The organism is Pseudoalteromonas sp. G5_S1_54_S4 (genome assembly GCF_054968565.1).
Window position 1 is genome coordinate 1 of sequence record NZ_JBQKUL010000049.1, and the last position, 23,066, is coordinate 23,066.

The 23,066-nt window shown below is 40.1% G+C and carries 21 protein-coding genes; 10 read left to right on the plus strand and 11 right to left on the minus strand.

Features of this window, described 5'->3' with window-relative positions:
- Positions 1 to 29 precede the first annotated feature (29 nt).
- Complete coding sequence (locus ACTRWE_RS15835; protein WP_462880319.1) at positions 30 to 656, plus strand: riboflavin synthase subunit alpha; 627 nt, start codon at positions 30 to 32, stop codon at positions 654 to 656.
- Here the strand turns inward: ACTRWE_RS15835 and ACTRWE_RS15840 are convergent.
- Positions 653 to 856 carry a CPXCG motif-containing cysteine-rich protein gene (locus ACTRWE_RS15840; RefSeq protein ID WP_008464077.1) on the minus strand — a complete coding sequence of 68 codons (204 nt, stop codon included), beginning with the start codon at positions 854 to 856 and terminating at the stop codon, positions 653 to 655. The genes ACTRWE_RS15835 and ACTRWE_RS15840 overlap by 4 nt on opposite strands.
- A gap of 213 nt (positions 857 to 1,069) precedes the next feature.
- The gene (locus tag ACTRWE_RS15845; protein WP_262976411.1) at positions 1,070 to 1,939 is read right to left on the minus strand and encodes a fructosamine kinase family protein; all 870 of its coding nucleotides are present in this window, start codon (positions 1,937 to 1,939) and stop codon (positions 1,070 to 1,072) included.
- Positions 1,940 to 2,061: 122 nt separating this feature from the next.
- Here ACTRWE_RS15845 and ACTRWE_RS15850 point away from each other — a divergent pair, with 122 nt between their 5' ends.
- Positions 2,062 to 2,754, plus strand: coding sequence for a DUF445 domain-containing protein (locus tag ACTRWE_RS15850; protein WP_462880308.1), 693 nt, complete (start codon positions 2,062 to 2,064; stop codon positions 2,752 to 2,754).
- Positions 2,755 to 2,851: 97 nt separating this feature from the next.
- Here ACTRWE_RS15850 and ACTRWE_RS15855 read toward each other — a convergent pair whose 3' ends face one another.
- The gene (locus tag ACTRWE_RS15855; RefSeq protein WP_462880309.1) at positions 2,852 to 3,097 is read right to left on the minus strand and encodes a DUF3718 domain-containing protein; all 246 of its coding nucleotides are present in this window, start codon (positions 3,095 to 3,097) and stop codon (positions 2,852 to 2,854) included.
- Here ACTRWE_RS15855 and ACTRWE_RS15860 point away from each other — a divergent pair.
- The 4 genes from ACTRWE_RS15860 (at position 3,092) to ACTRWE_RS15875 (ending at position 7,180) form a co-directional block, all read left to right on the plus strand.
- Positions 3,092 to 3,256: a hypothetical protein gene (locus ACTRWE_RS15860; protein WP_462880310.1), complete on the plus strand. Its 165-nt coding sequence runs from the start codon at positions 3,092 to 3,094 to the stop codon at positions 3,254 to 3,256. The two genes, ACTRWE_RS15855 and ACTRWE_RS15860, sit on opposite strands and share 6 nt — an antisense overlap.
- A 401-nt stretch (positions 3,257 to 3,657) precedes the next feature.
- Positions 3,658 to 4,443, plus strand: a complete 786-nt coding sequence (locus ACTRWE_RS15865; RefSeq protein WP_013464747.1) for a hypothetical protein — start codon at positions 3,658 to 3,660, stop codon at positions 4,441 to 4,443.
- A gap of 100 nt (positions 4,444 to 4,543) precedes the next feature.
- Positions 4,544 to 5,926, plus strand: a complete 1,383-nt coding sequence (locus ACTRWE_RS15870; RefSeq protein WP_462880311.1) for an amidohydrolase — start codon at positions 4,544 to 4,546, stop codon at positions 5,924 to 5,926.
- A 12-nt stretch (positions 5,927 to 5,938) separates the two neighbouring features.
- The gene (locus ACTRWE_RS15875; protein ID WP_462880312.1) at positions 5,939 to 7,180 is read left to right on the plus strand and encodes an amidohydrolase family protein; all 1,242 of its coding nucleotides are present in this window, start codon (positions 5,939 to 5,941) and stop codon (positions 7,178 to 7,180) included.
- Between the two features lie 156 nt (positions 7,181 to 7,336).
- Here ACTRWE_RS15875 and ACTRWE_RS15880 read toward each other — a convergent pair whose 3' ends face one another.
- Both ACTRWE_RS15880 and cspD read right to left on the minus strand, forming a co-directional pair.
- Positions 7,337 to 9,559, minus strand: a complete 2,223-nt coding sequence (locus tag ACTRWE_RS15880; RefSeq protein ID WP_013464750.1) for an NADP-dependent isocitrate dehydrogenase — start codon at positions 9,557 to 9,559, stop codon at positions 7,337 to 7,339.
- Positions 9,560 to 10,012: 453 nt separating this feature from the next.
- Positions 10,013 to 10,231, minus strand: coding sequence for a cold shock domain-containing protein CspD (gene cspD / locus ACTRWE_RS15885; protein ID WP_013464751.1), 219 nt, complete (start codon positions 10,229 to 10,231; stop codon positions 10,013 to 10,015).
- Positions 10,232 to 10,440: 209 nt separating this feature from the next.
- On the opposite strand from cspD, the gene clpS reads away from it, so the two are divergent.
- Positions 10,441 to 10,749, plus strand: coding sequence for an ATP-dependent Clp protease adapter ClpS (gene clpS, locus ACTRWE_RS15890; protein WP_008110102.1), 309 nt, complete (start codon positions 10,441 to 10,443; stop codon positions 10,747 to 10,749).
- Between the two features lie 68 nt (positions 10,750 to 10,817).
- Entirely contained in the window at positions 10,818 to 13,079 is a 2,262-nt protein-coding gene (gene clpA, locus ACTRWE_RS15895; RefSeq protein ID WP_462880313.1) for an ATP-dependent Clp protease ATP-binding subunit ClpA, read from the plus strand.
- Positions 13,080 to 13,536: 457 nt separating this feature from the next.
- Here the strand turns inward: clpA and infA are convergent, their stop codons facing one another.
- The 5 genes from infA to trxB form a co-directional block, all read right to left on the minus strand.
- On the minus strand, positions 13,537 to 13,755 hold the full coding sequence (infA, locus tag ACTRWE_RS15900) for a translation initiation factor IF-1 (RefSeq protein WP_002962494.1): 219 nt from the start codon (positions 13,753 to 13,755) through the stop codon (positions 13,537 to 13,539).
- A gap of 90 nt (positions 13,756 to 13,845) precedes the next feature.
- Positions 13,846 to 14,550: an arginyltransferase gene (locus ACTRWE_RS15905; RefSeq protein ID WP_368485542.1), complete on the minus strand. Its 705-nt coding sequence runs from the start codon at positions 14,548 to 14,550 to the stop codon at positions 13,846 to 13,848.
- On the minus strand, positions 14,543 to 15,259 hold the full coding sequence (gene aat, locus ACTRWE_RS15910) for a leucyl/phenylalanyl-tRNA--protein transferase (protein WP_462880314.1): 717 nt from the start codon (positions 15,257 to 15,259) through the stop codon (positions 14,543 to 14,545). The genes ACTRWE_RS15905 and aat overlap by 8 nt, the downstream gene beginning before the upstream one ends.
- A gap of 180 nt (positions 15,260 to 15,439) precedes the next feature.
- Complete coding sequence (locus ACTRWE_RS15915; protein ID WP_081844607.1) at positions 15,440 to 18,253, minus strand: bifunctional aconitate hydratase 2/2-methylisocitrate dehydratase; 2,814 nt, start codon at positions 18,251 to 18,253, stop codon at positions 15,440 to 15,442.
- A 296-nt stretch (positions 18,254 to 18,549) separates the two neighbouring features.
- Positions 18,550 to 19,500, minus strand: a complete 951-nt coding sequence (gene trxB, locus ACTRWE_RS15920; protein WP_008110078.1) for a thioredoxin-disulfide reductase — start codon at positions 19,498 to 19,500, stop codon at positions 18,550 to 18,552.
- 276 nt (positions 19,501 to 19,776) lie between these two features.
- Here trxB and pssA point away from each other — a divergent pair, with 276 nt between their 5' ends.
- Entirely contained in the window at positions 19,777 to 21,102 is a 1,326-nt protein-coding gene (gene pssA, locus ACTRWE_RS15925; RefSeq protein WP_462880315.1) for a CDP-diacylglycerol--serine O-phosphatidyltransferase, read from the plus strand.
- A 117-nt stretch (positions 21,103 to 21,219) separates the two neighbouring features.
- On the opposite strand, the gene ald is transcribed toward pssA, so the two are convergent.
- Positions 21,220 to 22,341, minus strand: coding sequence for an alanine dehydrogenase (ald, locus tag ACTRWE_RS15930; protein ID WP_013464758.1), 1,122 nt, complete (start codon positions 22,339 to 22,341; stop codon positions 21,220 to 21,222).
- Positions 22,342 to 22,480: 139 nt separating this feature from the next.
- Between ald and lrp the strand changes: the two genes are divergently transcribed.
- Positions 22,481 to 22,960, plus strand: a complete 480-nt coding sequence (lrp, locus tag ACTRWE_RS15935; protein ID WP_008110073.1) for a leucine-responsive transcriptional regulator Lrp — start codon at positions 22,481 to 22,483, stop codon at positions 22,958 to 22,960.
- The last annotated feature ends 106 nt before the right edge of the window (positions 22,961 to 23,066 follow it).

Consider the following 23,066-nt stretch of genomic DNA (forward strand, 5'->3'; position numbering starts at 1 on the left):
GCACTTTGTTAGAAAGAGAAGCGATTTTTATGTTTACCGGTATTATTCAAACTCAAGCAACAGTAGTCTCTAGAACCCATACGCAGGGTGTATTACGTTTAGTCGTTTCTGTTAATGAGCAATACGTAAAGCATTTAGACTTAGGTGCTAGCATCGCTATAAATGGTTGCTGCTTAACGGTAGTTAAAGTAGAGCTTAGTAATCAAGATGTAGTGGCTCAAGTGCATTTTGATGTTATTGACGAAACTTTGCAGCTTACTAACCTTGGACAACTGGAATTGGGTAGTTTAGTCAATTACGAGCGTTCTGTGTCGTTTGGTACTGAGCTGGGTGGGCACATAGTCTCTGGTCATATTCATTGTACTGCCAAAATAGTGCAAATAGTTAAACTAGAAGATAACTATAAAATGCAGCTTAGCCTTCCAAAAAAATGGCAAAAATATGTGTTATACAAAGGGTTTGTATCTATTAATGGCGCCAGTTTAACGGTTGGTAATATTGATGAGCATGGCTTTTGGTTACACTTAATACCAGAAACACTCGATATTACTAATTTAGGTGCAGCTGTTGTAGGTGATGAATTTAATATAGAAGTTGATCAGCAAACATACACTATTATAAACACCGTCGAAAACTACATGCGCCAACATAGCTAAAATATTTGTTCGTCATCGCTGTCCACGTGTAACTCTAACTTATTACGTGCATAGTCTATATGCATATTTAAATGAATTAGATTACAGCAAGCACTGCATTCTTCATAGTAGTCTTGATCGCCCATACTGGCATCAAGGTCTAAATGAATATGGTGTCCACAATGTGGGCAGGCGATACGTTGTGATAAAAAGTCTTTCATAACACCCCCTTAAAAATTAAGTTATTTTACCTAGATAGCACATAACGGCTTAACACTAAGTAGCTTGAACTCTGACTAAATGATTTACTCATATTGAGCTATCAACAGTGACTTATTACAAGTAAATTTAATGCAATTAGCGTTAAAAATAACGCTCGAATAGATTTATTTTTTAGAGTTCAAGTATAAGTATAGTGCTTATTTTTTGTTTACTCATTTATTTAAGTTTAGTAGTTTTTCAACGTGTTCTTTAGCCTGATTTAAGTAATGGCCTGCATAAATATTGGCATGGTTTAAAATAGGGTAAAGCTGATAAACAAGCTTGCGATGTTGGTAGTTCTGAGAGAGTGGATAATGGTGATCATAGGCGTTATAAAATTCATCGGGTAATGGGGCAAAAAGTTCACTCATAGCAATATCGACCTCCCGATCACCGTAATAGCAGGCAGGGTCAAATAGGGTCGGAATATTATTTACAAATCCCATGTTTCCGCGCCAAAAGTCGCCATGTAATAACGAGGGCAAAACATGATGATTATGCAGTTGCTCTTTTACTAAATTTATCAGTTGTTCGGGGTCTGCCAGCACAATGTCTTTTTCAGCTAATAGCTGTAATTGCCAACCAATACGTTCTTCTGCAAAAAATACATCCCATTTTTTATGCCATTGATTTGGTTGAGGCGTAGAGCTTAAATAATTGTCTGTATCAAAACCAAACATCGCTTGCTCGTGTTTTTGATGTAACATGGCAAGGTGTTCACCCATCGTTGACCAATGCGTGTGGGGAAGGTCATCAAGTGTAAGCCACTCTAATACAATAAACGCATATTCTATATTGGCGCCAGTTGTAATACAGTCGGGCACCATAAATATACTGTTTTGAGTGAGTTGTTTTAAGCCATGTGCTTGTGCTTCAAAGCGATCGAGCTCATTCTTTTGCGCAATTTTAACTAAATAATTGTGCTTGCCATCACTTATATGGAAAAGCTTATCGGTTGATGTGTTTTGCAACTGACGTTTATGGGTGTGTTTAAAATCGTAATGGATAGCTTGGCTGATCTGTTGATTGATTGTTTTCCACATAACAATTGCTCACCTTTTAAACCTATAAATAAACTATGGCAAAAAGGGATTAAATAAACAAATTAATCGGTGTAAAATTAAGACTATCAATTTCTGATACAAATCACTGAAATGGAATAAAAATGAATAAAAGTTTTATCACTAACTTATTGGCAGCGTGTTGTGTTGTTATTGGTTTTGTATTTGATCAAGCCATTGTACTTTCGGTGGGCTTATTTGCACTCTCTGGTGCGGTTACAAACTTACTCGCTATTCATATGCTATTTGAAAAAGTCCCGTTTTTATATGGATCGGGGGTGATTGCGCTCAAGTTTGAAAGTTTTAAAGTAGCTATAAGAAATTTAATACTTACGGAGTTTTTTTCTGAGCATAAAATAGACAAGCTTCTAAGCAAGGCGCAGCCAACGATAGACTTTGAATCGGTAATTGAAAAGGTTGATTTAAATCCCGCTTTCGATAATTTGTTAGTGGTGATAGAGCAATCACAATTTGGCAGCATGCTGGCAATGTTTGGCGGTACAGAAGCGGTAGAGCCAATGCGAGAAAAATTTATCGAAAAAATGCAATTATCACTGGTGCAAATAAGCGACACCGACGATTTTAAAATGCTACTAAGCGACATGTTAACTCAAGGCAATAACGCGGAAAATTTACATAATACAGTACTCAAATTAGTGGATGAACGCCTAGATGAACTCACCCCTAAAATGGTAAAAGAAATAATTCAAACTATGATCCGCGAACACTTAGGCTGGCTCGTTGTATGGGGTGGGGTATTTGGTGGCTTGTTTGGTTTGTTGGCAGCGCTTATTTAATAATAAATACACGTTAAGCAGGTACTAAGCCCTGCTTAACGTGTTTGATTCGCGTAAATTGAACGTATTAAAACCGATTTCCTAGTCATAATTTAGGTTATTTAGATCCCGCCATAATAACCACCATCAGTTTATTTACCTTTGCCAAATCCCTTATTGATGTGCTGGTGGTAGCCTCAATATTGAAAAAGCGTGCAGATTTGTCTAAATCATAAAGCGCTACAAAATCATTCATTGATAAATCATTGCAGCGTAATTTTTTGCCAATTACATGCTTGTTGGTATGGAGCTCTTTAATTGTTTTGTGCAGTGTCAGTTGTTTGTTAGATGAACGGCCATGCAAACTTGTGTACCGGGTGATGAATCAGCGGCAACAAAAGTGGTTGCCATTACAGGCGCTGTTAATGTTGCTGCGGCCAATAATACAGTTGAATATAGAGTTGCTTTGAAAGAAATCATAGTATTTGCCTCTTTGTTTATGTGCAACTTAAGTATTGTTTAATGTAGCCAGAATGTTATTAACTGAATGGAGCAAGCTGTAAGAAGATGTGTATATAAATTATGCAATTTTGTAGGTGTATGAAAAGTTGTTTCATAAGTAACCTGAACTATGGATAATAAATCTATCTCAAGCAGCTATTTTCAGCGCTAACTGCGCTGAATTTACTTGCAATAGGCCCGCTATTGACGCGAAAATTTGCCTTGTTTTCATTGTAAATTTCTAGCTGGAGAAAACGAACTAAATTATTAATATAATTCAATATGTTAGTAAATCTCTTAACCAGAGTTCAGGTTAAGTAATTTATTTTTGACACACTTTAGCGTTTTCATACTGAAATATTTTTTCAGACTGTTATTATCGCGCCCTAAATTTGTGGCATTTTATATTTTTGGAGCGCAATTGTGAATAAAACGTTAGCCAGTTACTACCAGCAAGCTTATGCGTGTGAGCAACAGCATTTTAACCAATGTTTTTATTGCGGCTGTGAGGCAACAGAGCGCGATCATTGCCCACCATTGCACATGTTACAAAGTATTATTGATTTAGGCGAAGAAGCAGATTTTGTTGCTATTGCGGCTTGTTATGAATGCCATGCATTACTTCATAATGAACGCTTAATGACCATTGATGAGCGTTTTAGTAAGCTTAAAAAGAAACTCTCAAATAAATACGCCAAGCCCTTACGTGTCTACAACATGTGGGAAGAAAGCGAGCTTGGCGACATGAGTGATGAATTTGCGCACAGCATTCAAGCGGGCATGAAACTCGGTAAAGAAGCGGCTGAGCGACTCGCCTTTACAGGGTTTAGTTATGCCACTGAAGAAGCGCGCGTTACGGTGCGCGAAAAAACCAAAGAGTTTGATGTAGAAGGCACCGTATTTACCGACTTTAAAGAAGCGCTTAACTATTGCATTACTGTATTAAAAGTACAAAAAAGTGATTTTTATAAAATTTTAGTCGAGGATTATCAAGGCGATTTTAATAAGGCATTGAGCCAATACAGGCATCGTCATGATAAAGTCACCGCCGCAAAAGATGGTAATACATTAATTAAAGATTTTTCAAAATTACATAAGCAAAATTCGGATTTTGTAACCCGAACGGTTAAACACTTTATCAGTAAAGATCCATCGCTCACCACAGAAGGGGCACTGGATAAGCTTTATAACAATTATATAAAAAAATAATTACAGAAACTCACCTTAAATAACCGCCTTTTCACCTGTTTTTTTAGCTTTATGCGTTTGCTTTCGCTAAAGTAGTAAAAAAACAGGAGAACCTAAAAACATGCAAAAATTTGCTCCCTCATTGTTAGCTGTTGGTTTAGCAGCGGCACTTGTTGGTTGCCAAGAAAGCGGCCCGCAAGATGCAAAAGTAACCATTAATAAAAACCCATACCCAAGTACTTATCAACCTGTTGCTACATCAAGCACATTAATTACCAATGCCACTGTATTAACAGGCACGGGTGAGCGTTTAGATGAAGCCGATGTATTACTTGTTGATGGTAAAGTACAGCAAGTTGGTAAAGATTTAACCGCTAACGCAGACACCACTATCGATGCGCAAGGCAAATGGGTAACACCAGGTATTATTGATGTTCACTCTCATTTAGGTGCTTATCCAAATCCGTCGGTTGAGTCTCACCAAGATGGCAACGAAATGACTAGCCCAAATACAGCAGAAGTATGGGTTGAGCATTCAATTTGGCCACAAGATCCAGGCTTTAATCGCGCACGTGAAGGCGGTATTACCTCGTTACAAATTTTACCAGGTTCAGCTAATTTATTTGGTGGACGTGGCGTTACCCTTAAAAATGTACCGGCTCACACCATGCAAGGGATGAAGTTTCCTGATGCACCATACGGTTTAAAAATGGCGTGTGGTGAAAACCCTAAACGCGTTTATGGCCGTAAAGGTGAATTACCGATGACACGTATGGGTAATATGGCAGGCTATCGCACAGCTTGGATTGGCGCTCAAGAGTACAAACGTGCTTGGGACAAATACGATGCTGATTACGCTGCGGGTAAAAACCCAGAAGCTCCACACCGCGATATTAAATACGATACTCTTCGCGGTGTTTTAGAAGGTGAGGTTCGTATTCACAATCACTGTTATAAAGCTGAAGAAATGGCGATGATGATCGACCTTTCTAAAGAGTTTAATTACCATGCGGGTACATTCCATCACGGTATTGAAGCCTATAAAATTGCAGATTTACTGGCTGAAAATGGCTCGTGTGCTGCACTTTGGCCAGACTGGTGGGGCTTTAAAATGGAAGCCTACGATATGGTACAAGAGAACGTAGCGATTGTTGATGCAGTTAAAAACTCATGTGCCGTTGTGCATTCAGACTCTGACACGACGATTCAACGCTTAAACCAAGAAGCCGCTAAAGTAATGTACAGTGCAAACCAAAATGGGTTTGATATTTCTGAGCAGCATGCAATTAAGTGGATCACGGCTAATGCCGCTAAATCACTCGGCATTGAAGATAAAACAGGCTCACTTGAAGCGGGTAAACAAGCTGATGTGGTTATTTGGAATCAAAGCCCATTTAGCGTTTACGCAAAAGCTGAGCAAGTGTTTGTTGATGGCGCAAAAGTTTACGATAGAAACAATAGTGCATACCAAGCACAAAGTGATTTTATGTTAGGTCAACAATAAGGAGCACCCAGAATGAAAAAATTATCACGTTCGTTTTCGCTTTCTCTGGTTGCTGCAGGGTTACTAGCATCGGGTGCGGTGAGCGCTCAATCTCTTGCTATTATTAATGCAACTTTACATACATCATCAGATCAAGGCGTATTAGAGTCTGCCAGCATCGTAATGAATGATGGCAAAATTACTGCAATCAATCCTAGCGATGTTAAAGCAGATAAAATTATTGATGCCAAAGGTCAAATCGTGACCCCTGGTTTTATTGCCACTGTAAATCAACTTGGTTTAGTTGAAGTCGGTGCGGTTGCAGGCTCTCGCGATGCGGGAGAAGAAAAAGCAGGTATTGATTTTGATGCAAGCTTGGCATTTAACCCTCGTTCAAGCCTAATCCCTTATGCACGTAAAGGCGGTGTTACTCGTGACTTAATCACTCCGTATGGCGGTGACAGCATATTTGCTGGCCTTGCCAGTGTGGTGGATTTAAGCGGCAGCTTTGAAAGCGTACTTAAAAAACAAGCGGCATTAGTGGTTCATTTGGGTGAGCGAAGCAAAGGCTCTCGTGCATTTACATTGCAAACACTGATCAATAAGTTAGATGAGCACCAAACCAAAGCAAGCAAAGAAGCTAAAAAAGACGATGCTAAGCCAAGTTCTGAAGATAAAATAATGGCTAAAGTACTAAAAGGCGATATGCCATTACTAATTAGTGTGTCGCGTGCATCGGATATTGTTGAACTTATAAAAGTGAAACAGCAGTTTGGGGTAAATATTGTTCTTAATGGTGCGCAAGATGCCGTTGTAGTTAAAGATCGAATCGCAAAAGCGGGTATTCCTGTGATCATCAGTGCAATGGATAACTTACCAGGCAGTTTTGATTCATTACATGCAAGCCTAAATAATGCCGGCATACTAGAAAAAGCAGGTGTTAAAGTACTTTTAACTGTGGGTGGCGATGCCAGTCATAATGTTTACCAGCTCCGCTATGATGCCGGTAATGCAGTGTCTTACGGTATGAGCCAGCAAGGCGCATTAAAAGCGATGACTTCAAATGTGGCTGATGTATTTGGTATTAATGCCGGTAGCTTAGAAGTGGGTAAAGCCGCTGATGTTGTAATGTGGAGTAACGACCCGTTTGAGCTGAGCAGCCACGTAAATAAAATGTTTATTAATGGGGTTGAGGTAAGTACTGAATCTCGCCAAGATAAACTGCGTGAGCGCTATACAACAGAATCAAACATGCCACGTGCATACACTAAATAAACTTGTTTAGTTGAATTTAAAGGCCGCATTAGCGGCCTTTTTTATGAACAGCTTTTACTTATACCAATCCGCAAAGTAAACCACTTAAATAAGCGAATTGGTATTAGGCACAAAAAAAGGCGCTCTTTGGAGCGCCTTTTCATTCATTTAATGGATTTATACCAGTTTAGATAAAATCTCGTTAAATGTTGTGCTTGGGCGCATTGCTTTAAAAGCTGCATCGTCATTTGGCTGGAAGTATCCGCCAATGTCCATTGCTGGGCCCTGTGCATCGTTTAGCTCGCTAACAATTTGCTCTTTGTTAGTTTCAAGGTCGCTAGCAATTTGCGTAAACTGCGCTTTAAGCTCGCTGTCATCATTTTGCTTAGCAAGTTCTTGTGCCCAGAATAAAGATAAGAAGAAATGAGAACCACGGTTATCAATCTCTTTTACTTTACGTGAAGGCGACTTGTTTTCAGCTAAGAATGTGCCGGTAGCTTTATCAAGCGTATCTGCAAGTACTTGTGCTTTTTTGTTACCTGTTGTTGTGCTTAGGTGCTCAAGTGAAGCAGCAAGTGCTAAGAATTCACCTAAAGAATCCCAACGTAAGTGGTTTTCTTTCTCAAATTGTTGAACGTGCTTAGGAGCAGAGCCACCCGCACCAGTTTCAAATAAACCACCGCCATTCATTAGTGGCACAATTGAAAGCATTTTAGCACTGGTACCCAACTCTAAAATTGGGAATAAATCTGTTAAGTAATCACGTAACACGTTACCTGTTACAGAAATTGTGTCTTTACCTTCTTTGATGCGTGCTAGTGAGAACAAGGTTGCATCCATTGGCGATAAAATTTGAATATCTAGGCCAGCAGTGTCGTGATCTGGCAGGTATTTATTTACTTTTTTGATTAGCTCAGCATCGTGTGCACGTTCTGCATCTAACCAGAAAATAGCCGGATTACCTGTTGCGCGAGCGCGGTTTACTGCAAGTTTAACCCAATCTTGAATAGGTGCATCTTTAACCTGACACATGCGCCAGATATCGCCTTTCTCAACACTGTGCTCAAGTAACGTATTACCGTTTGTGTCTACAACACGGATAGTACCGTCAGCTTTTGCTTCAAATGTTTTATCGTGTGAGCCGTACTCTTCTGCTTTTTGAGCCATAAGGCCAACGTTTGGTACGCTACCCATAGTCGTAGGATCAAATGCACCGTGCTCTTTACAAAAATCAATCGTTGCTTGGTAAACGCCAGAGTAACAACGATCTGGAATTACAAAGCTTGTGTCTTGTAATTTATCGTCTTTATTCCACATTTGACCGCTTGAACGAATTGCAGCAGGCATAGAGGCATCGATGATCACATCACTTGGTACGTGTAAGTTTGTAATACCACGATGAGAATCAACCATTGCGATAGCAGGGCGGTCAGCGTAAACAGCTTGAATGTCAGCTTCAATTTCTTCGCGCTTAGCGTCATCTAAAGTTTGAATTTTAGAGTACACATCGCCTAAACCGTTATTTACATCAACACCTAGCTCTTCAAAAAGTGCACCGTGTTTTGCAAAAACGTCTTTGTAAAATACTTTTACAGCGTGACCAAAGATGATTGGATCAGATACTTTCATCATGGTCGCTTTCATATGAAGCGAAAATAACACGCCTTTTTCTTTAGCTGCATTAATTTCAGCTTCAAGGAATGCTTGTAATTTTGCAGCACTAATACGTGATGCATCAATAACTTCACCAGCAAGTAGCGGTGTGCTTTGCTTAAGTACAGTGATATCGCCATTAGCCGCTACGTGTTCAATACGAACATCCGTTGCTTCATCAACAGTTAGTGACTGCTCTGAACCAAAGAAGTCACCTTCTTCCATGCTTGCAACATAAGACTGTGAATCTTTGCTCCATGCACCCATAGAATGTGGGTTATTACGTGCATATTCTTTTACTGAACTTGGTGCGCGACGGTCAGAGTTACCTTCACGAAGTACAGGGTTTACTGCACTGCCTTTAATTTTGTCATAGGCGGCTTGAATCGCTTTTTCTTCATCGTTTTTAGGTTCTACAGGGTATTCTGGAAGTGCATAACCTTTTTCTTGAAGCTCTTTAATTACAGCGCGAAGTTGTGGAACTGAGGCACTGATGTTCGGTAATTTAATGATATTAGCTTCTGGTGTTTTCGCCATTTCGCCAAGTTCTGCAAGTGCATCACCAATGCGTTGTTCTTCTGTTAGGTAATCCGGGAAGCTCGCAATAACACGACCAGCGAGCGAGATGTCGCGTGTTTCAACTTCAACACCTGCCGCATTTGTGTACGCTTGGATAATTGGTAACAACGAATACGTTGCTAATGCCGGAGCTTCGTCCGTTTTTGTATAGATAATTTTTGATGTCATCATCATTCCTAGATAGTAGGCCGCATTGGCCAAATTCAACAATGCAAAGAAATCATCGCCTAATACCTTATAAATAAAGTATTAATGTATGCAATGAGTAGTCTGTTAGGTGTTGGTACTCGTATAACCTAAACAAGGTAAGAATAATCACACCTGACGGACTAGTGTCTTTTATAACTAAAATTTATGTAAATCTAAACTAGCCATTAGGCTAAAGTAATTACGTTTTACAGGATAAAGAGTGTAACAAGCTTGGCTAAAAAGGGCTAGGATTACGCGCCAAACGCCAGCAGTTAAACATCTAATACTGAAATTATTGGGGTAGATAAAATAAAATCAAGGAGTGGGGTTGAATTAACGAACAATGAAGCAATTAATATGGAAGTGGTTAGGGGTTTTAGGGAATTAAGCGAGGATCTAAATAGGTCGCTCGCTTTAGTCTCATATTTACAATCACTCTAAAATATCGCCGTTAGGGGCTATATTAGTAGCGTGTAGACCTTTAGGGCCTTGTTGTAATTCGAAGGTAACATCTTGACCAGCTTTAAGTGTCTTGTATCCGTCCATTACAATAGTGGAGTAATGAGCAAAAATGTCGTTCTCGCAACCGTCTTCTACGATGAAACCAAAACCTTTGGCGTTGTTGAACCATTTGACTTTACCACAAGCCATACTTCTACATCCTTCTATAAGTTGACTAATTTAGTTATCCTAAACCGTATTGTTTGCTAGACTGACTAAGGTTTAATCAATCACCATTTGACTGTAGTTTATTTAAGCAACCAGTCAAGTGTTTTGGGTTATTTTTTAACATTTTATTTATTTTTTTATTCAAGTTTGCTTGAGTTACAAAGACAAGACTATATTTAATTATGAGTGGTATGAAAGATTCTGGTGTTATCGACACCGTTCGCGATAGTGAAAAGCAAAAGTTGCAGCCACCGCGAAAATATAAAGTTGTTTTAAACAACGATGATTACACGCCGATGGATTTTGTAATTGAGATCTTGATGACGTTTTTTAATATGGATAGCGATAGAGCAACTGATGTGATGCTGCAAATACATCAGCAAGGTAAGGGCATTTGTGGTGTTTACAGCGCAGATGTAGCACATACCAAGGCTGAGCAAGTTAACCGCTACTCAAGGGATAACGAGCATCCACTGCTATGTAGTTGTGAGCAGGAATAAATACCACAAAGGTGAACTTTCATCTTTGAAGTGCGGTATAAAATTATTATCTCTGTAAGGGGTTGCCAATGCTAAATAAAGACTTAGAACTAACTTTGAACACCGCGTTTCGTGAAGCGCGTACACGTCGTCATGAGTTTATGACCGTAGAGCATCTTTTATTAGCTCTACTCGATAATACATCAGCTGGAGAAGCGCTTAATGCGTGTGGTGTTGACATTTCTGGATTAAAAACAGAGTTACTTGAATTTATTGATGAAACCACACCGGTTATTCCTGATTTAGAAGAAGAACGCGAAACTCAACCAACGCTTGGTTTTCAGCGTGTATTACAGCGCGCGGTATTTCATGTGCAATCTTCGGGAAAAAATGAAGTGACTGGTGTAAATGTACTGGTGGCTATTTTTTCTGAGCAAGAAAGCCAGGCAGTTTATTTACTTAAAAAGAATGATATTTCTCGCCTTGATATTGTTAATTTTATTTCTCATGGGATTGCCAAAGATGACGACGAATTAGGCGATGACACTGACGATATACATGAAGAAGTGCAAGAAGTTGCCAGTGAAGAAGCGAGTAAGCTCGACAGCTTCACCACTAATCTCAACATACAAGCCAAAGAGGGCAATATTGACCCTCTAGTTGGTCGCGACAGCGAAGTAGAACGCACTGTACAGGTGTTGTGTCGTCGTAAAAAGAACAACCCATTACTGGTTGGTGAAGCTGGCGTGGGTAAAACCGCTATCGCTGAGGGTTTAGCGTATCGAATTGTCAACGAACAAGTGCCTGAAGTTATTGCTGATGCGGTTGTTTACTCATTAGATATGGGCGCTTTGCTTGCAGGTACTAAATACCGAGGCGATTTTGAGAAGCGCTTTAAAAGCTTATTAAAAGAGCTGCAAGCTAAACCAGGCTCTATTTTATTTATAGATGAAATTCATACCATTATCGGTGCAGGTGCTGCATCGGGTGGGGTAATGGATGCCTCAAACTTAATTAAACCGCTACTTTCTAGTGGTCAATTGCGTTGTATGGGTTCTACCACCTATGGTGAGTACAAAAACATTTTTGAGAAAGACCGTGCCTTGGTACGTCGCTTTCAAAAAATTGATGTGCTTGAGCCCAGTGTGGAAGACACCACTAAAATTCTTAACGGCTTAAAAGAGCGTTATGAAGCACACCATGGTATTCGTTACACGCAAAAAGCGTTGAAGGCGGCAGCCGAGCTTAGCGCTAAGTACATTAACGAACGTCATCTGCCTGATAAAGCGATTGATGTTATTGATGAAGCGGGTGCAAGCCAACGCTTGTTACCTACCTCTAAACGTAAAAAAACGATTGGTGTTTCTGATATTGAGCTGATTGTGTCAAAAATGGCGCGTATCCCGCCACAAAATGTATCATCGTCTGATAAAGAAACGCTGAAAAACTTAGACCGTAACTTAAAAATGTTAGTGTTTGGGCAAGATCAGTCTATTGATGCATTAACTTCTGCCATTCGTTTGTCGCGTTCAGGTTTAGCGAATGAGAACAAACCGGTTGGTTCGTTCTTATTTGCAGGCCCAACGGGGGTCGGTAAAACTGAGGTTACCAAGCAATTAGCTAAATGTATGGGTGTTGAGTTTATTCGTTTTGATATGTCTGAATATGTTGAGCGCCATGCGGTGAGTCGTTTAATTGGTGCGCCTCCGGGTTATGTTGGTTTTGAACAAGGCGGCTTACTAACAGAAGCGGTCATTAAAAATCCACACGCTGTTGTACTTTTGGATGAGATTGAAAAAGCCCATCCAGATATCTACAACATTTTATTGCAAGTTATGGATCACGGTACGCTAACTGATAATAATGGTCGTAAAGCCGACTTTAGAAACGTCGTAGTCGTGATGACCACTAATGCCGGCGTGCAAGAAACCACACGTAAGTCGATTGGCTTTAGTGAGCAAGACCATACGCACGATGCAATGGGTGAAATTAATAAAGTATTTTCACCAGAATTTAGAAACCGCTTAGATAACATTATTTGGTTTAATCACCTCGATAAAGAAGTTATTTTACAAGTGGTTGATAAGTTCGTTGTGGAGCTTCAAGCGCAACTAGACAAGAAATCAGTTAATCTTGAGCTGACGTCTAAAGCACGTGAATGGTTGGCTGACAAAGGCTATGACAAAGCAATGGGCGCACGCCCTATGGCACGTGTTATTCAGGAAGACCTTAAAAAGCAATTGGCAAACGAAATACTGTTTGGCGAGCTAATCTCTGGCGGTACAGTAAAAGTATCGGTTAAAGATAAAAAGCTGCGTTTTGATTACGAAAGTGATTTAACCCCAGCCTAATGGTCGTTATACAAAAGCCTGCTTTGCGCAGGCTTTTTTATTTGCCAAAGAAATAGACAACAAAAAACCCAGCAAAGGCTGGGTTTTTTGTTTATTAAATGTAATTACTGGCTACTAGGGTCTGTTGACCTTTCAAGGTTAAATTTGCAGCAGTCTGTTTGGTATTTAGGCAAGGCAGAGCCTATGTTGTGTGGTTATTCCCCATAAATAGGCGATAACGCAGCATCAATGCCAAACAGGCGCTGCCCGAAGGGTTCTGCCTAGGGGCGATTTACTCTTTGTTGCTCGGTTTTTACTTAGCCCACTAGGTTACAAACCTCGCGCCGCGATTAAACCGCCCTTAGTTTGAACAAATTTTAATCCGCAAAGGTCAACAGACCCTAGCATTAATTACATTTAATAAACGCTTAAAGCTAGTTTTCACTAGCCAAAAACTAAATCTCGTTTACGCACTTACTTAGCGAGCACGGAATACGATACGACCTTTCGATAAATCGTAAGGAGTCATTTCTACCGTTACTTTATCGCCGGTTAAAATACGGATATAGTTTTTGCGCATTTTACCTGAAATATGAGCCACAACTACGTGACCATTTTCTAGCTCAACTCGGAACATTGTATTTGGTAAAGTATCAAGGACTGTCCCTTGCATTTCGATTACGTCTTCTTTCGCCATGTTTAGCGTAACACCTCTTTAATAGTTAAACGCTGCAGATTTTGCCCAAAATACGCCAATAAGTAAAGGCGCAGGGGCTATTTTTGTAAATTAAATAGCCAGCCACTGGTCATTGCACTGTTTTTGAGCAGGTAAAAACTGCGTTTTATAGTTCATTTTGTCGCATTCATCTATTTGATAGCCTAAATAAACAAATTGTTTTTGTTGCAGTTTAGCAAATTTAAGTTGCTGTAATATCATCACAGTGCCTAAACTAAAGTGCTCATAGTCAGGGTCAAAAAATGTATAAATTGCCGAAATAGCATTGTCCATACAATCAGTTACAGCAACAGCCACTAAGTTTTCTTGATCCCAAAGCTCTATAAAGGTAATGGTTAACCAACTACAAAACAAAAAGCTTTGAAATTGTGATTTATCAGGTGGATACATACTACCGTCTTGGTGGCGCAAGCTAATGTATTTACTGTAAAGTGGATAGTATTGTTCGCGTTCAACTTGAGAATATTTTACCTCAAAGCGGTTTTTTGCTTTGTTAAGTTTACGTTTTTGCGATTTTGTCGGCATAAACTCATTTGCTAAAACGCGCACAGAACTACACGCGCTGCAAATAGGGCAGTGCGGACGGTAAATTTGGTTACCACTGCGACGAAAGCCCAATCCTAATAATGACTCAAACTTATTGCTGCTGTAACAACTTGGATCGAGTATGACCAACAGTTGCTCTTGACGGTTAGGCAAATAACTGCATTCAAATGGTTGGCTTAGGCCAATACGAGCGGGAAGTTGTTCATTCATAAATCGCTAATAGCTCCTGTGGTTGCCACATGCTGTCAGGTGGGGTGTAACACTGTGCTTTATTAAGTTTAGTTAAAAATTCTTCACGTGGAATAACGCTAGCACCTAACGACATTAAATAAGGATTTTCTAATTGGCAATCAATAAAATGCGCATTATGGCGTTTAAGCCAATTAACCAGCGCCCACATAGCCAGTTTGGAGCAATTTGTTTGATGATGAAACATTGATTCACCACAAAAAACACCGGTTTGCATGATGCCATATAAGCCACCTGCAAGCTCTCCCTCGCGCCAAACTTCTAAACTATGAGCAAAGCCATGGTGATGGGCATTAATGTACGCCTGTTGCATTTGTGGGGTGATCCAGGTGCCATCGGTATCAATACGTTGATCGCGACATGCTTCTATTACTTCTTCAAAGGCATGGTTTATGGTTACGGTGACCGGGTGATTTTTTAAATGTTTTCGTAGGCTTTTACTAACATGAAAGTCATTGAGCTCAACAATACCGCGCTCACTAGGCGACCACCACATAATTGGCTCGTGCTCACTAAACCACGGAAAAATACCTTGGCTGTAGGCATTTTTTAATCGCGTTACCGATAAGCATCCACCAATGGCAAGTAAACCATCGGGATCATCTAATGCATGGTTGGGATCAGGAAAAGCAAAGTGGCTTTGAGCGAGTTGATAGAGTTGTTTAGTCATAACACCGATTGAATAACTGCATGGTCAAGGTAAAGTGTAACCTGTTGCTTTAAAATCACAAACCACAAATTATTGTGTTGTCCATAGGGTTGAGCAGGGCTTACATTCCTGTTAGGTAAATTTTAGACATAAAAAAAGCGCGTTAAAAAACGCGCTTAATTAAATAGTAAACTAATCGAATTAGCTAACCACTTTTACAGGTACTGCTTGTCCAGCGTTAAACTTAGTTGTCATTGCTTCTTCAACAGGTGTAAACGAGGTAAGGTCAATACCTTCAACCGCAGACTTATACTCTTCGATAGTCGGGAAACGACCAAGTACAGTAGAAAGTACTACAACCGGCGTAGAACCTAGTAGTGACTCACCTTTTTTCTCAGATGTATCGGCTACTACACGGCCTTGGAACAGACGAGTTGATGTTGCGATAACAGTGTCACCAGGTTCAGCTTTTTCTTGGTTACCCATACATAAGTTACAACCAGGGCGTTCTAGGTATAGGATATTTTCATACTTAGTACGTGCCGCTGTTTTTGGTTTTTCATCGTCAAATTCAAAACCTGCGTATTTAGCAAGAATATCCCAGTCGCCTTCCGCTTTAAGCTCATCAACAATGTTGTATGTTGGTGGCGCAACAACTAATGGTGCTTTGAATGAGATAGAACCGTTTTTCTTTTCTAGGTTACGCAGCATATGAGCAATAATTTTCATATCGCCTTTGTGAACCATACACGAACCAACGAAACCTAAATCAACAGGTTTGTCGTTGTAAAAAGAAACAGGGCGGATCACATCGTGAGTATAACGCTTAGAGACGTCATCGTTGTTCACGTCTGGATCGGCAATCATTGGCTCAACGATTTGGTCCAAATCAACCACAACTTCTGCGTGGTATTTAGCGTTGTCGTCTGGAGAAAGTGCTGGCTCTTCACCAGATTGAATACCTGCAATACGTTTGTCAGCTAAGTCGATTAGACCTTGTAGCGTTTGCGCTTCGTTATCCATACCTTTGTTGATCATGATTTGGATACGTGATTTAGCAAGTTCAATTGACTTAATTAGCGTTTCATCATTTGAAATACAGATTGACGCTTTCGCTTTCATTTCTGCAGTCCAGTCAGTGAAAGTAAACGCTTGGTCAGCCATTAGGGTACCAATATGCACTTCAATGATACGACCTTGGAATACGTTTTCGCCACCAAATTGCTTAAGCATTTGCGCTTGCGTTGCATGTACAACGTCGCGGAAATCCATGTGCTTAGCCATTTTGCCTTTAAACGTCACTTTAACTGAATCAGGAATCGGCATCGCTGATTCACCGGTTGCAAGTGCAACAGCAACAGTACCTGAATCGGCACCAAAGGCAACGCCTTTAGACATACGAGTATGCGAGTCACCACCGATGATGATAGCGCGATCATCAATTGTAATGTCGTTCAATACTTTGTGAATAACGTCAGTCATTGCATGGTAAACGCCTTTCGGGTCACGTGCAGTGATCAAACCAAACTTATTCATAAACGCCATTAGTTTAGGAATGTTAGCTTGTGCTTTGCTATCCCATACTGATGCAGTGTGACAACCAGACTGATAAGCACCATCAACAAGAGGTGAAATCGTTGAAGCCGCCATGGCTTCTAATTCTTGTGCTGTCATTGGACCGGTTGTATCTTGCGAACCAACGATGTTCACTTTAACGCGAACGTTTGAGCCTGCATGAAGTGGCGTATCAGATAGAACACCTACCGCATTACGGTTAAAGATTTTTTCAACCGCTGTTAAGCCTTGGCCTTCATGTGAAATTTCTTTTGAAGGTGCATACACAAGAGGAGTTTCAATGCCGAGCGTTTCAGCAGCAAACGTTTGTAGTTTCTTACCAAATACTACAGCGTAAGAACCACCTGCTTTCATGAATTCAACTTTTTGCGGTGTGAACGCTGATGATACATCAACCAGTTCTTTATCACCGTTATAAAGCTTTTTCTCTTTTGTATTGATTGTTAATACAGTACCTGTGGCAACTGAATAAGCTTCTTCAAGCACTGCATCGCCATTTTCATCAGTTACAGTATTGCCGTCTGCATCTACTTTCTTAACCCAGTTTTTAAGATCAAGACCAATACCGCCGGTTACATCAACCGTCGTTAAGAAGATTGGTGCGATACCATTAGTACCTGCAACAACAGGTGCAATGTTGATGAAAGGAACGTATGGACTTGCTTGTTTACCCGCCCAAAGTGCAACGTTATTTACACCAGACATACGAGATGAACCAACGCCCATTGTGCCTTTTTCAGCAATAAGCATTACTTTAGCATTAGGGTGTTTCTTTTGAAGTTCAACGATTTCTTGTTGTGCTTCTTCAGTGATCATACACTTACCGTGTAATTCACGGTCAGCACGTGAGTGTGCTTGGTTACCTGGAGACAGTAAATCAGTTGAGATGTCGCCTTCACCAGCAATGTAAGTTACTACTTCGATTTTTTCTTCGATGTCAGGTAGTTTTGTGAAGAATTCAGCTTTTGAGAAACTCTCTAGTAATTCTTTAGCAATTGCGTTACCTGCTTCGTAGGCCGCTTTTATGCGCTCCATATCAGCATCGTATAAGAATACCTGAGTTTTAAGTACTTCTGCAGCTTGTGCTGCAATTGCTGCGTCATCACCAAATGCTAAATCAATTAGCATTTCAATTGACGGGCCGCCTTTCATGTGTGAAAGCAGTTCAAATGCAAATTCTGGAGTGATCTCTGCAACGTGCTCTTCACCTAAAATGATTTCTTTTAGAAACTGTGCTTTAACGCCCGCAGCACTAGTTGTTCCAGGTAAAGTATTATAAATAAAGAAATGCAGTGAATCTTTACGGTGCTCGTTATTAGTATCTTTAATTTGATTAATTATTTCTGATACTAGTTCAGCGCTATCGATTGGTTGTGGGCTTAATCCAAGCTCCGTTTTACGGGTTTGGATTTCTTCCATATATTTTGTATACAAACTCATAGAAAACTCTCGGTAATTTACTTGATATGAAGTTAAGCATTTTAACTGATTTTACAGTTTCTAGTAATGCCTAAATGAATAAAGCTTTTATTCCTGACGATAATTATAGCTAGTTTTACTTATATAATTTGACGGTATTTGTTGCTCACCCTTAGATCCTATCGCACCTAAGCCATTAATTGTATAAATAAAACTAATTTCAATTATAAGCACAATGAATTTTTGGTGTGAGTACAGTTATGTTTGGGCACAAAAAAGAGCTGAAAATTCAGCCCTTTTTTAATTTAGATTCTAAATTACAGATTATCTAAAAAGCGTTCTGCATCAAGTGCAGCCATACAGCCAGTACCGGCAGAGGTAATCGCTTGACGGTAAATATGGTCAGATACATCACCAGCAGCAAATACACCTGGCACACTGGTTTGGGTTGCATTACCGTTAAGACCAGATTCAACCACTAGGTAGCCGTCTTTCATTTCTAGCTGACCTTCAAACATATCGGTGTTTGGCTTATGGCCAATGGCAATAAACACACCCGCTAAATCAAGTTCTTCAGTAGCATCTGATGCCACATCTTTAATGCGAACGCCGGTCACACCCATTTGGTCACCAAGTACTTCATCAAGTGTACGGTTGTAGTGCATGACAACATTACCGTTCGCAGCTTTTTCAGCAAGGCGGTCAGCAAGAATCTTTTCACTACGGAAACTGTCACGACGGTGAATAACATGAACTTCATCAGCAATGTTAGATAGGTATAACGCTTCTTCAACCGCTGTGTTACCACCACCAACAACCGCTACTTTTTGACCTTTATAGAAAAAGCCGTCACAGGTTGCACAAGCAGAAACACCACGGCCTTGGAAATTAGTCTCAGACTCTAAGCCTAAATATTTCGCAGAGGCACCGGTTGCAATAATTAAAGCATCACATGTGTAAGTACCTTGGTCACCGGTTAGTGTGAAAGGGCGCTTAGATACGTCAACTTTGTTAATGTGGTCGAATACAATTTCAGTTTCAAAGCGTTCTGCATGCTCTTTCATACGATCCATTAATGCAGGGCCGGTTAAACCGTGTGCATCGCCAGGCCAGTTTTCAACTTCAGTAGTGGTTGTTAGCTGGCCACCTTGTTGAATACCTGTAATTAAAACAGGGTTTAAATTAGCACGTGCAGCGTAAACTGCAGCTGTATAGCCTGCAGGGCCCGAACCTAAAATAAGTAACTTACAATGTTTTGCTTCAGTCATGATCTTTTCCTAAACGTTTAATACGGTTTTAATGCGCCCGATTCTAAGAAAAACAAGCAGGAAGTAAATAAAAGATGAGATTATTTTTTTTCGCAAATTCCGAAGCTGTTCATTAATGTGTACTAGCAAATGACTTACAAGCAGTGCTCGACTAATAAATAGACTGTTAGCCAATAAAACGACGTTAATTCATGACCAGCCTGATTTTTTTTGTTATCTTTTAACTAATTTTGATTTGTCACTGCTTAATTATGTGACTTAAGTGAATAGGCAACTATGTTATTTTGGCAAGAGAAACCCGCATTTGGGTTGACTTCAAAAGACGTTAACGTCTTAACCAATGCGCAAGAATACCGTACGCAATTGTTAGATTTAATTGCCAACGCAAAAAAACGAATTTATATCACCACACTTTACTTACAAGATGATGAAGCGGGTCGTGAAATATTAGCCGCACTACACAGTGCATCGTTAGCTAACCCTTCGATTGAAATTAAAGTACTGGTTGATTTTCATCGCGCCCAACGCGGTTTAATTGGTGCAGAAAAGTCAGAGGGCAATGCAAGCTTATATTGCGACGATTTAGAAAAATTTAATTCAAACGTTCAAGTGTATGGTGTTCCCGTAAAAGCCAAAGAACTGTTTGGGGTGTTACATTTAAAAGGCTTTGTTATAGACGACACATTGCTCTACAGCGGTGCCAGTTTAAATAATGTGTATTTGCAATATAGCGACCGATACCGGCTCGATCGCTACTTTTTAGTATCGCAAAGCGAATTATGTGACTCAGTAGTCGATTTTATCGAATCAACTTTATTAAGTTCTGAAGCGGTACCAAGAATTGATCAACGACCGCTTAAACGCATGGCTGACTTTAAGCTTGAACAAAAGCAACTTATGCGTGAGCTTAAATCGGCAAGTTATAAAAATGCGCAAGAGTTTAATACCCATGCAATGGGTATTCGTTTATTTTTAGGGTTAGGCCGTCGTAATAACGAGCTCAATCGCTTAATTAAAGCGTTATTTGATACCACCGAGCAAGAGTTGGTGTTATACACGCCGTATTTTAATTTTCCGGCGCCATTAATGCGCTCTTTACGCAGGCTATTAAAGCAAGGTAAACAAGTAACTATTGTGGTGGGCGATAAAACTGCAAACGATTTTTACCTGCCACCTAGCGAGCCATTTAGTAAAATTGGTGCGTTACCGTATTTATACGAAACTATTTTACATAAGTTTGTAAAATCGCAAAAACGCCACATAGATAATGGCAACCTAAACGTATACCTTTGGAAACACGAGAGTAACTCGTTTCATCTAAAAGGGATTTGCTGTGACCGTAAAGTGCATTTACTTAGCGGGCATAACCTTAATCCGCGCGCGTGGGGGCTGGATATCGAAAATGGCATTCTGATAGAAGATCCTGAACAATCTATCATGCGCGATATTGATAATGAACGCCAAGAAATTTTAAAGCATTGTCGCCGTTTAACCGGCCCTGATGATTTAGAAACCATGGACGATTACCCGCAGCCGGTGAAAAAACTGCTTGGTCAAGCTAAGCGCGTAAAAGTCGACTTTATTATTAAACGATTTATATAACATTAGGGTCTGTTGACCACAGACCCTAAAATTTAGATACAAAAAAAGCAGCTAATTAGCTGCTTTTTTAATGCTTATACCTAATGATGACTTAGGTATAAACGGTAACAATAATAGTTACGCGTTTTCTACTGCAGTGCGTGGGTCAACATATTCCATGTTGAACGCTTCAGCTACTTCTTTGTAAGTTACTTGGCCTTTAATTACGTTTAAGCCTTTTAAGAAGTGAGCGTCATCTAGTAGTGCCTTTTTGTAACCTTTGTTTGCAAGGTTAATAATGAACGGCAATGTTGCATTGTTAAGTGCAAACGTAGATGTACGTGGAACAGCACCAGGCATGTTAGCAACACAGTAGTGAACAACTTCATCAACGATGAAAGTAGGATCAGCGTGCGTAGTTGCTTTAGAGGTTGCAATACAACCACCTTGGTCAATCGCAACATCAACAATTGCAGCACCTGGCTTCATTGCTTTAATGTGTTCAGCAGTCACTAGCTTAGGTGCAGCAGCACCTGGGATAAGTACACCACCAATTACTAGGTCAGCTTCTAGTACGTGCTTTTCAAGCGCATCAGCTGTTGAGTAAATAGCTTTAACTTTGTTACCAAACTGTGCGTCTAGTGCACGTAGTACGTCGATGTTACGGTCAAGTACAACAACCTCAGCACCTAAGCCAACCGCCATTTGTGCAGCGCTACGACCAACCATGCCGCCACCAATAACAACAACTTTAGCTGGCTCAACACCTGGTACACCACCTAGTAACATACCACGACCGTGGTTTGCTTTTTCTAGCGCTTGTGCACCTGCTTGAATAGACATACGGCCCGCTACTTCACTCATTGGTGCCAATAGTGGTAAACCGCCGCGTGCATCAGTCACTGTTTCATAAGCAATACAGATTGCTTTACTTTTAACAAGGTCTTCAGTTTGTGGAAGATCCGGTGCAAGGTGAAGGTAAGTGAAAAGAATTTGGTCTTCACGTAACATTGCACGTTCAACAGCTTGTGGCTCTTTTACCTTGATGATCATTTCTGCTTTTGCAAAAACGTCAGCAGCTGTTTCTAAAATTTCAGCACCTGCTTGAACATAATCATCATCTGTAAAACCAATGCCCATACCAGCGTTAGTTTCAACAATCACTTGGTGACCGTGATTTACAAGTTCGCGAACACTCGCAGGAACCATACCTACACGGTACTCATGGTTTTTAATTTCTTTAGGTACACCAATAATCATAATTTTGCCTTGTTAGAACGGGATAAAAATTTTTCACTATTATATTCATGCTAGGGTAGTGTGTCTCACCTTTTTTTAAGGGCTTTGTAGTGTTAGTATCTGTTAAATCGATTTTATTAGAATAAAAAACTAAAAAGCTATGCATAACTTATTAGACCGTATTGATCGCAAGATTTTAGTCGAATTACAACTCGATGGCCGCCTGTCAAATGTTGAACTGGCCCGACGAGTTGGCCTAAGCGCCACGCCCTGTCTAGAGCGAGTGAAAAAGCTAGAGCGCGAAGGATATATTTTAGGCTACAAAGCGGTGGTTGATCCTGCCAAGCTTGGTCAAGGGCTTTCTGTGTATGTGGAAGTAACCATTACCAAAACATCGCCCGACGTATTTGAAGAGTTCAGTGCCGCTGTTAGAAAGCACGAAGAAATTATAGAATGTCATTTGGTTTCGGGTAATTTCGACTTTTTATTAAAAACCCGGGTTAACGATATGTCAGAATACCGAGGCGTGCTCGGTGATATATTATTAAAGCTGCCTAATGTGAGTGAAAGCCGCACCTATGTAGTCATGGAAGAAGTAAAAGGTGAAGAGGGCGTGGTTATCCGTCCTTTTGTTGCTTAATGACAGAGTAACAGCCTTTAATATACTTTTATTGTTGCAGCCAACTTTGCTTTTTTAATAAGTGTACGACTAAATAATAAAAACTTGTTCATAATCAGGCCATCAT

Excerpts from the sequence above, each read along its gene's own strand:
- ACTRWE_RS15850 (WP_462880308.1), top strand. The coding sequence starts at position 2,062 with ATGAATAAAAGTTTTATCACTAACTTATTGGCAGCGTGTTGTGTTGTT.
- ACTRWE_RS15875 (WP_462880312.1), top strand. The coding sequence starts at position 5,939 with ATGAAAAAATTATCACGTTCGTTTTCGCTTTCTCTGGTTGCTGCAGGG.
- ACTRWE_RS15905 (WP_368485542.1), bottom strand. The coding sequence starts at position 14,550 with ATGAATGAACAACTTCCCGCTCGTATTGGCCTAAGCCAACCATTTGAA.
- ACTRWE_RS15860 (WP_462880310.1), top strand. The coding sequence starts at position 3,092 with ATGCAAACTTGTGTACCGGGTGATGAATCAGCGGCAACAAAAGTGGTT.
- ACTRWE_RS15880 (WP_013464750.1), bottom strand. The coding sequence starts at position 9,559 with ATGACATCAAAAATTATCTATACAAAAACGGACGAAGCTCCGGCATTA.
- infA (WP_002962494.1), bottom strand. The coding sequence starts at position 13,755 with ATGGCGAAAGAAGACGTAATCGAAATGCAAGGGACAGTCCTTGATACT.
- ACTRWE_RS15915 (WP_081844607.1), bottom strand. The coding sequence starts at position 18,253 with ATGAGTTTGTATACAAAATATATGGAAGAAATCCAAACCCGTAAAACG.
- clpS (WP_008110102.1), top strand. The coding sequence starts at position 10,441 with ATGAAAGATTCTGGTGTTATCGACACCGTTCGCGATAGTGAAAAGCAA.
- ACTRWE_RS15845 (WP_262976411.1), bottom strand. The coding sequence starts at position 1,939 with ATGTGGAAAACAATCAATCAACAGATCAGCCAAGCTATCCATTACGAT.
- cspD (WP_013464751.1), bottom strand. The coding sequence starts at position 10,231 with ATGGCTTGTGGTAAAGTCAAATGGTTCAACAACGCCAAAGGTTTTGGT.
- ACTRWE_RS15870 (WP_462880311.1), top strand. The coding sequence starts at position 4,544 with ATGCAAAAATTTGCTCCCTCATTGTTAGCTGTTGGTTTAGCAGCGGCA.
- aat (WP_462880314.1), bottom strand. The coding sequence starts at position 15,259 with ATGACTAAACAACTCTATCAACTCGCTCAAAGCCACTTTGCTTTTCCT.
- pssA (WP_462880315.1), top strand. The coding sequence starts at position 19,777 with ATGTTATTTTGGCAAGAGAAACCCGCATTTGGGTTGACTTCAAAAGAC.
- trxB (WP_008110078.1), bottom strand. The coding sequence starts at position 19,500 with ATGACTGAAGCAAAACATTGTAAGTTACTTATTTTAGGTTCGGGCCCT.
- ACTRWE_RS15840 (WP_008464077.1), bottom strand. The coding sequence starts at position 856 with ATGAAAGACTTTTTATCACAACGTATCGCCTGCCCACATTGTGGACAC.
- lrp (WP_008110073.1), top strand. The coding sequence starts at position 22,481 with ATGCATAACTTATTAGACCGTATTGATCGCAAGATTTTAGTCGAATTA.
- ald (WP_013464758.1), bottom strand. The coding sequence starts at position 22,341 with ATGATTATTGGTGTACCTAAAGAAATTAAAAACCATGAGTACCGTGTA.
- ACTRWE_RS15835 (WP_462880319.1), top strand. The coding sequence starts at position 30 with ATGTTTACCGGTATTATTCAAACTCAAGCAACAGTAGTCTCTAGAACC.
- clpA (WP_462880313.1), top strand. The coding sequence starts at position 10,818 with ATGCTAAATAAAGACTTAGAACTAACTTTGAACACCGCGTTTCGTGAA.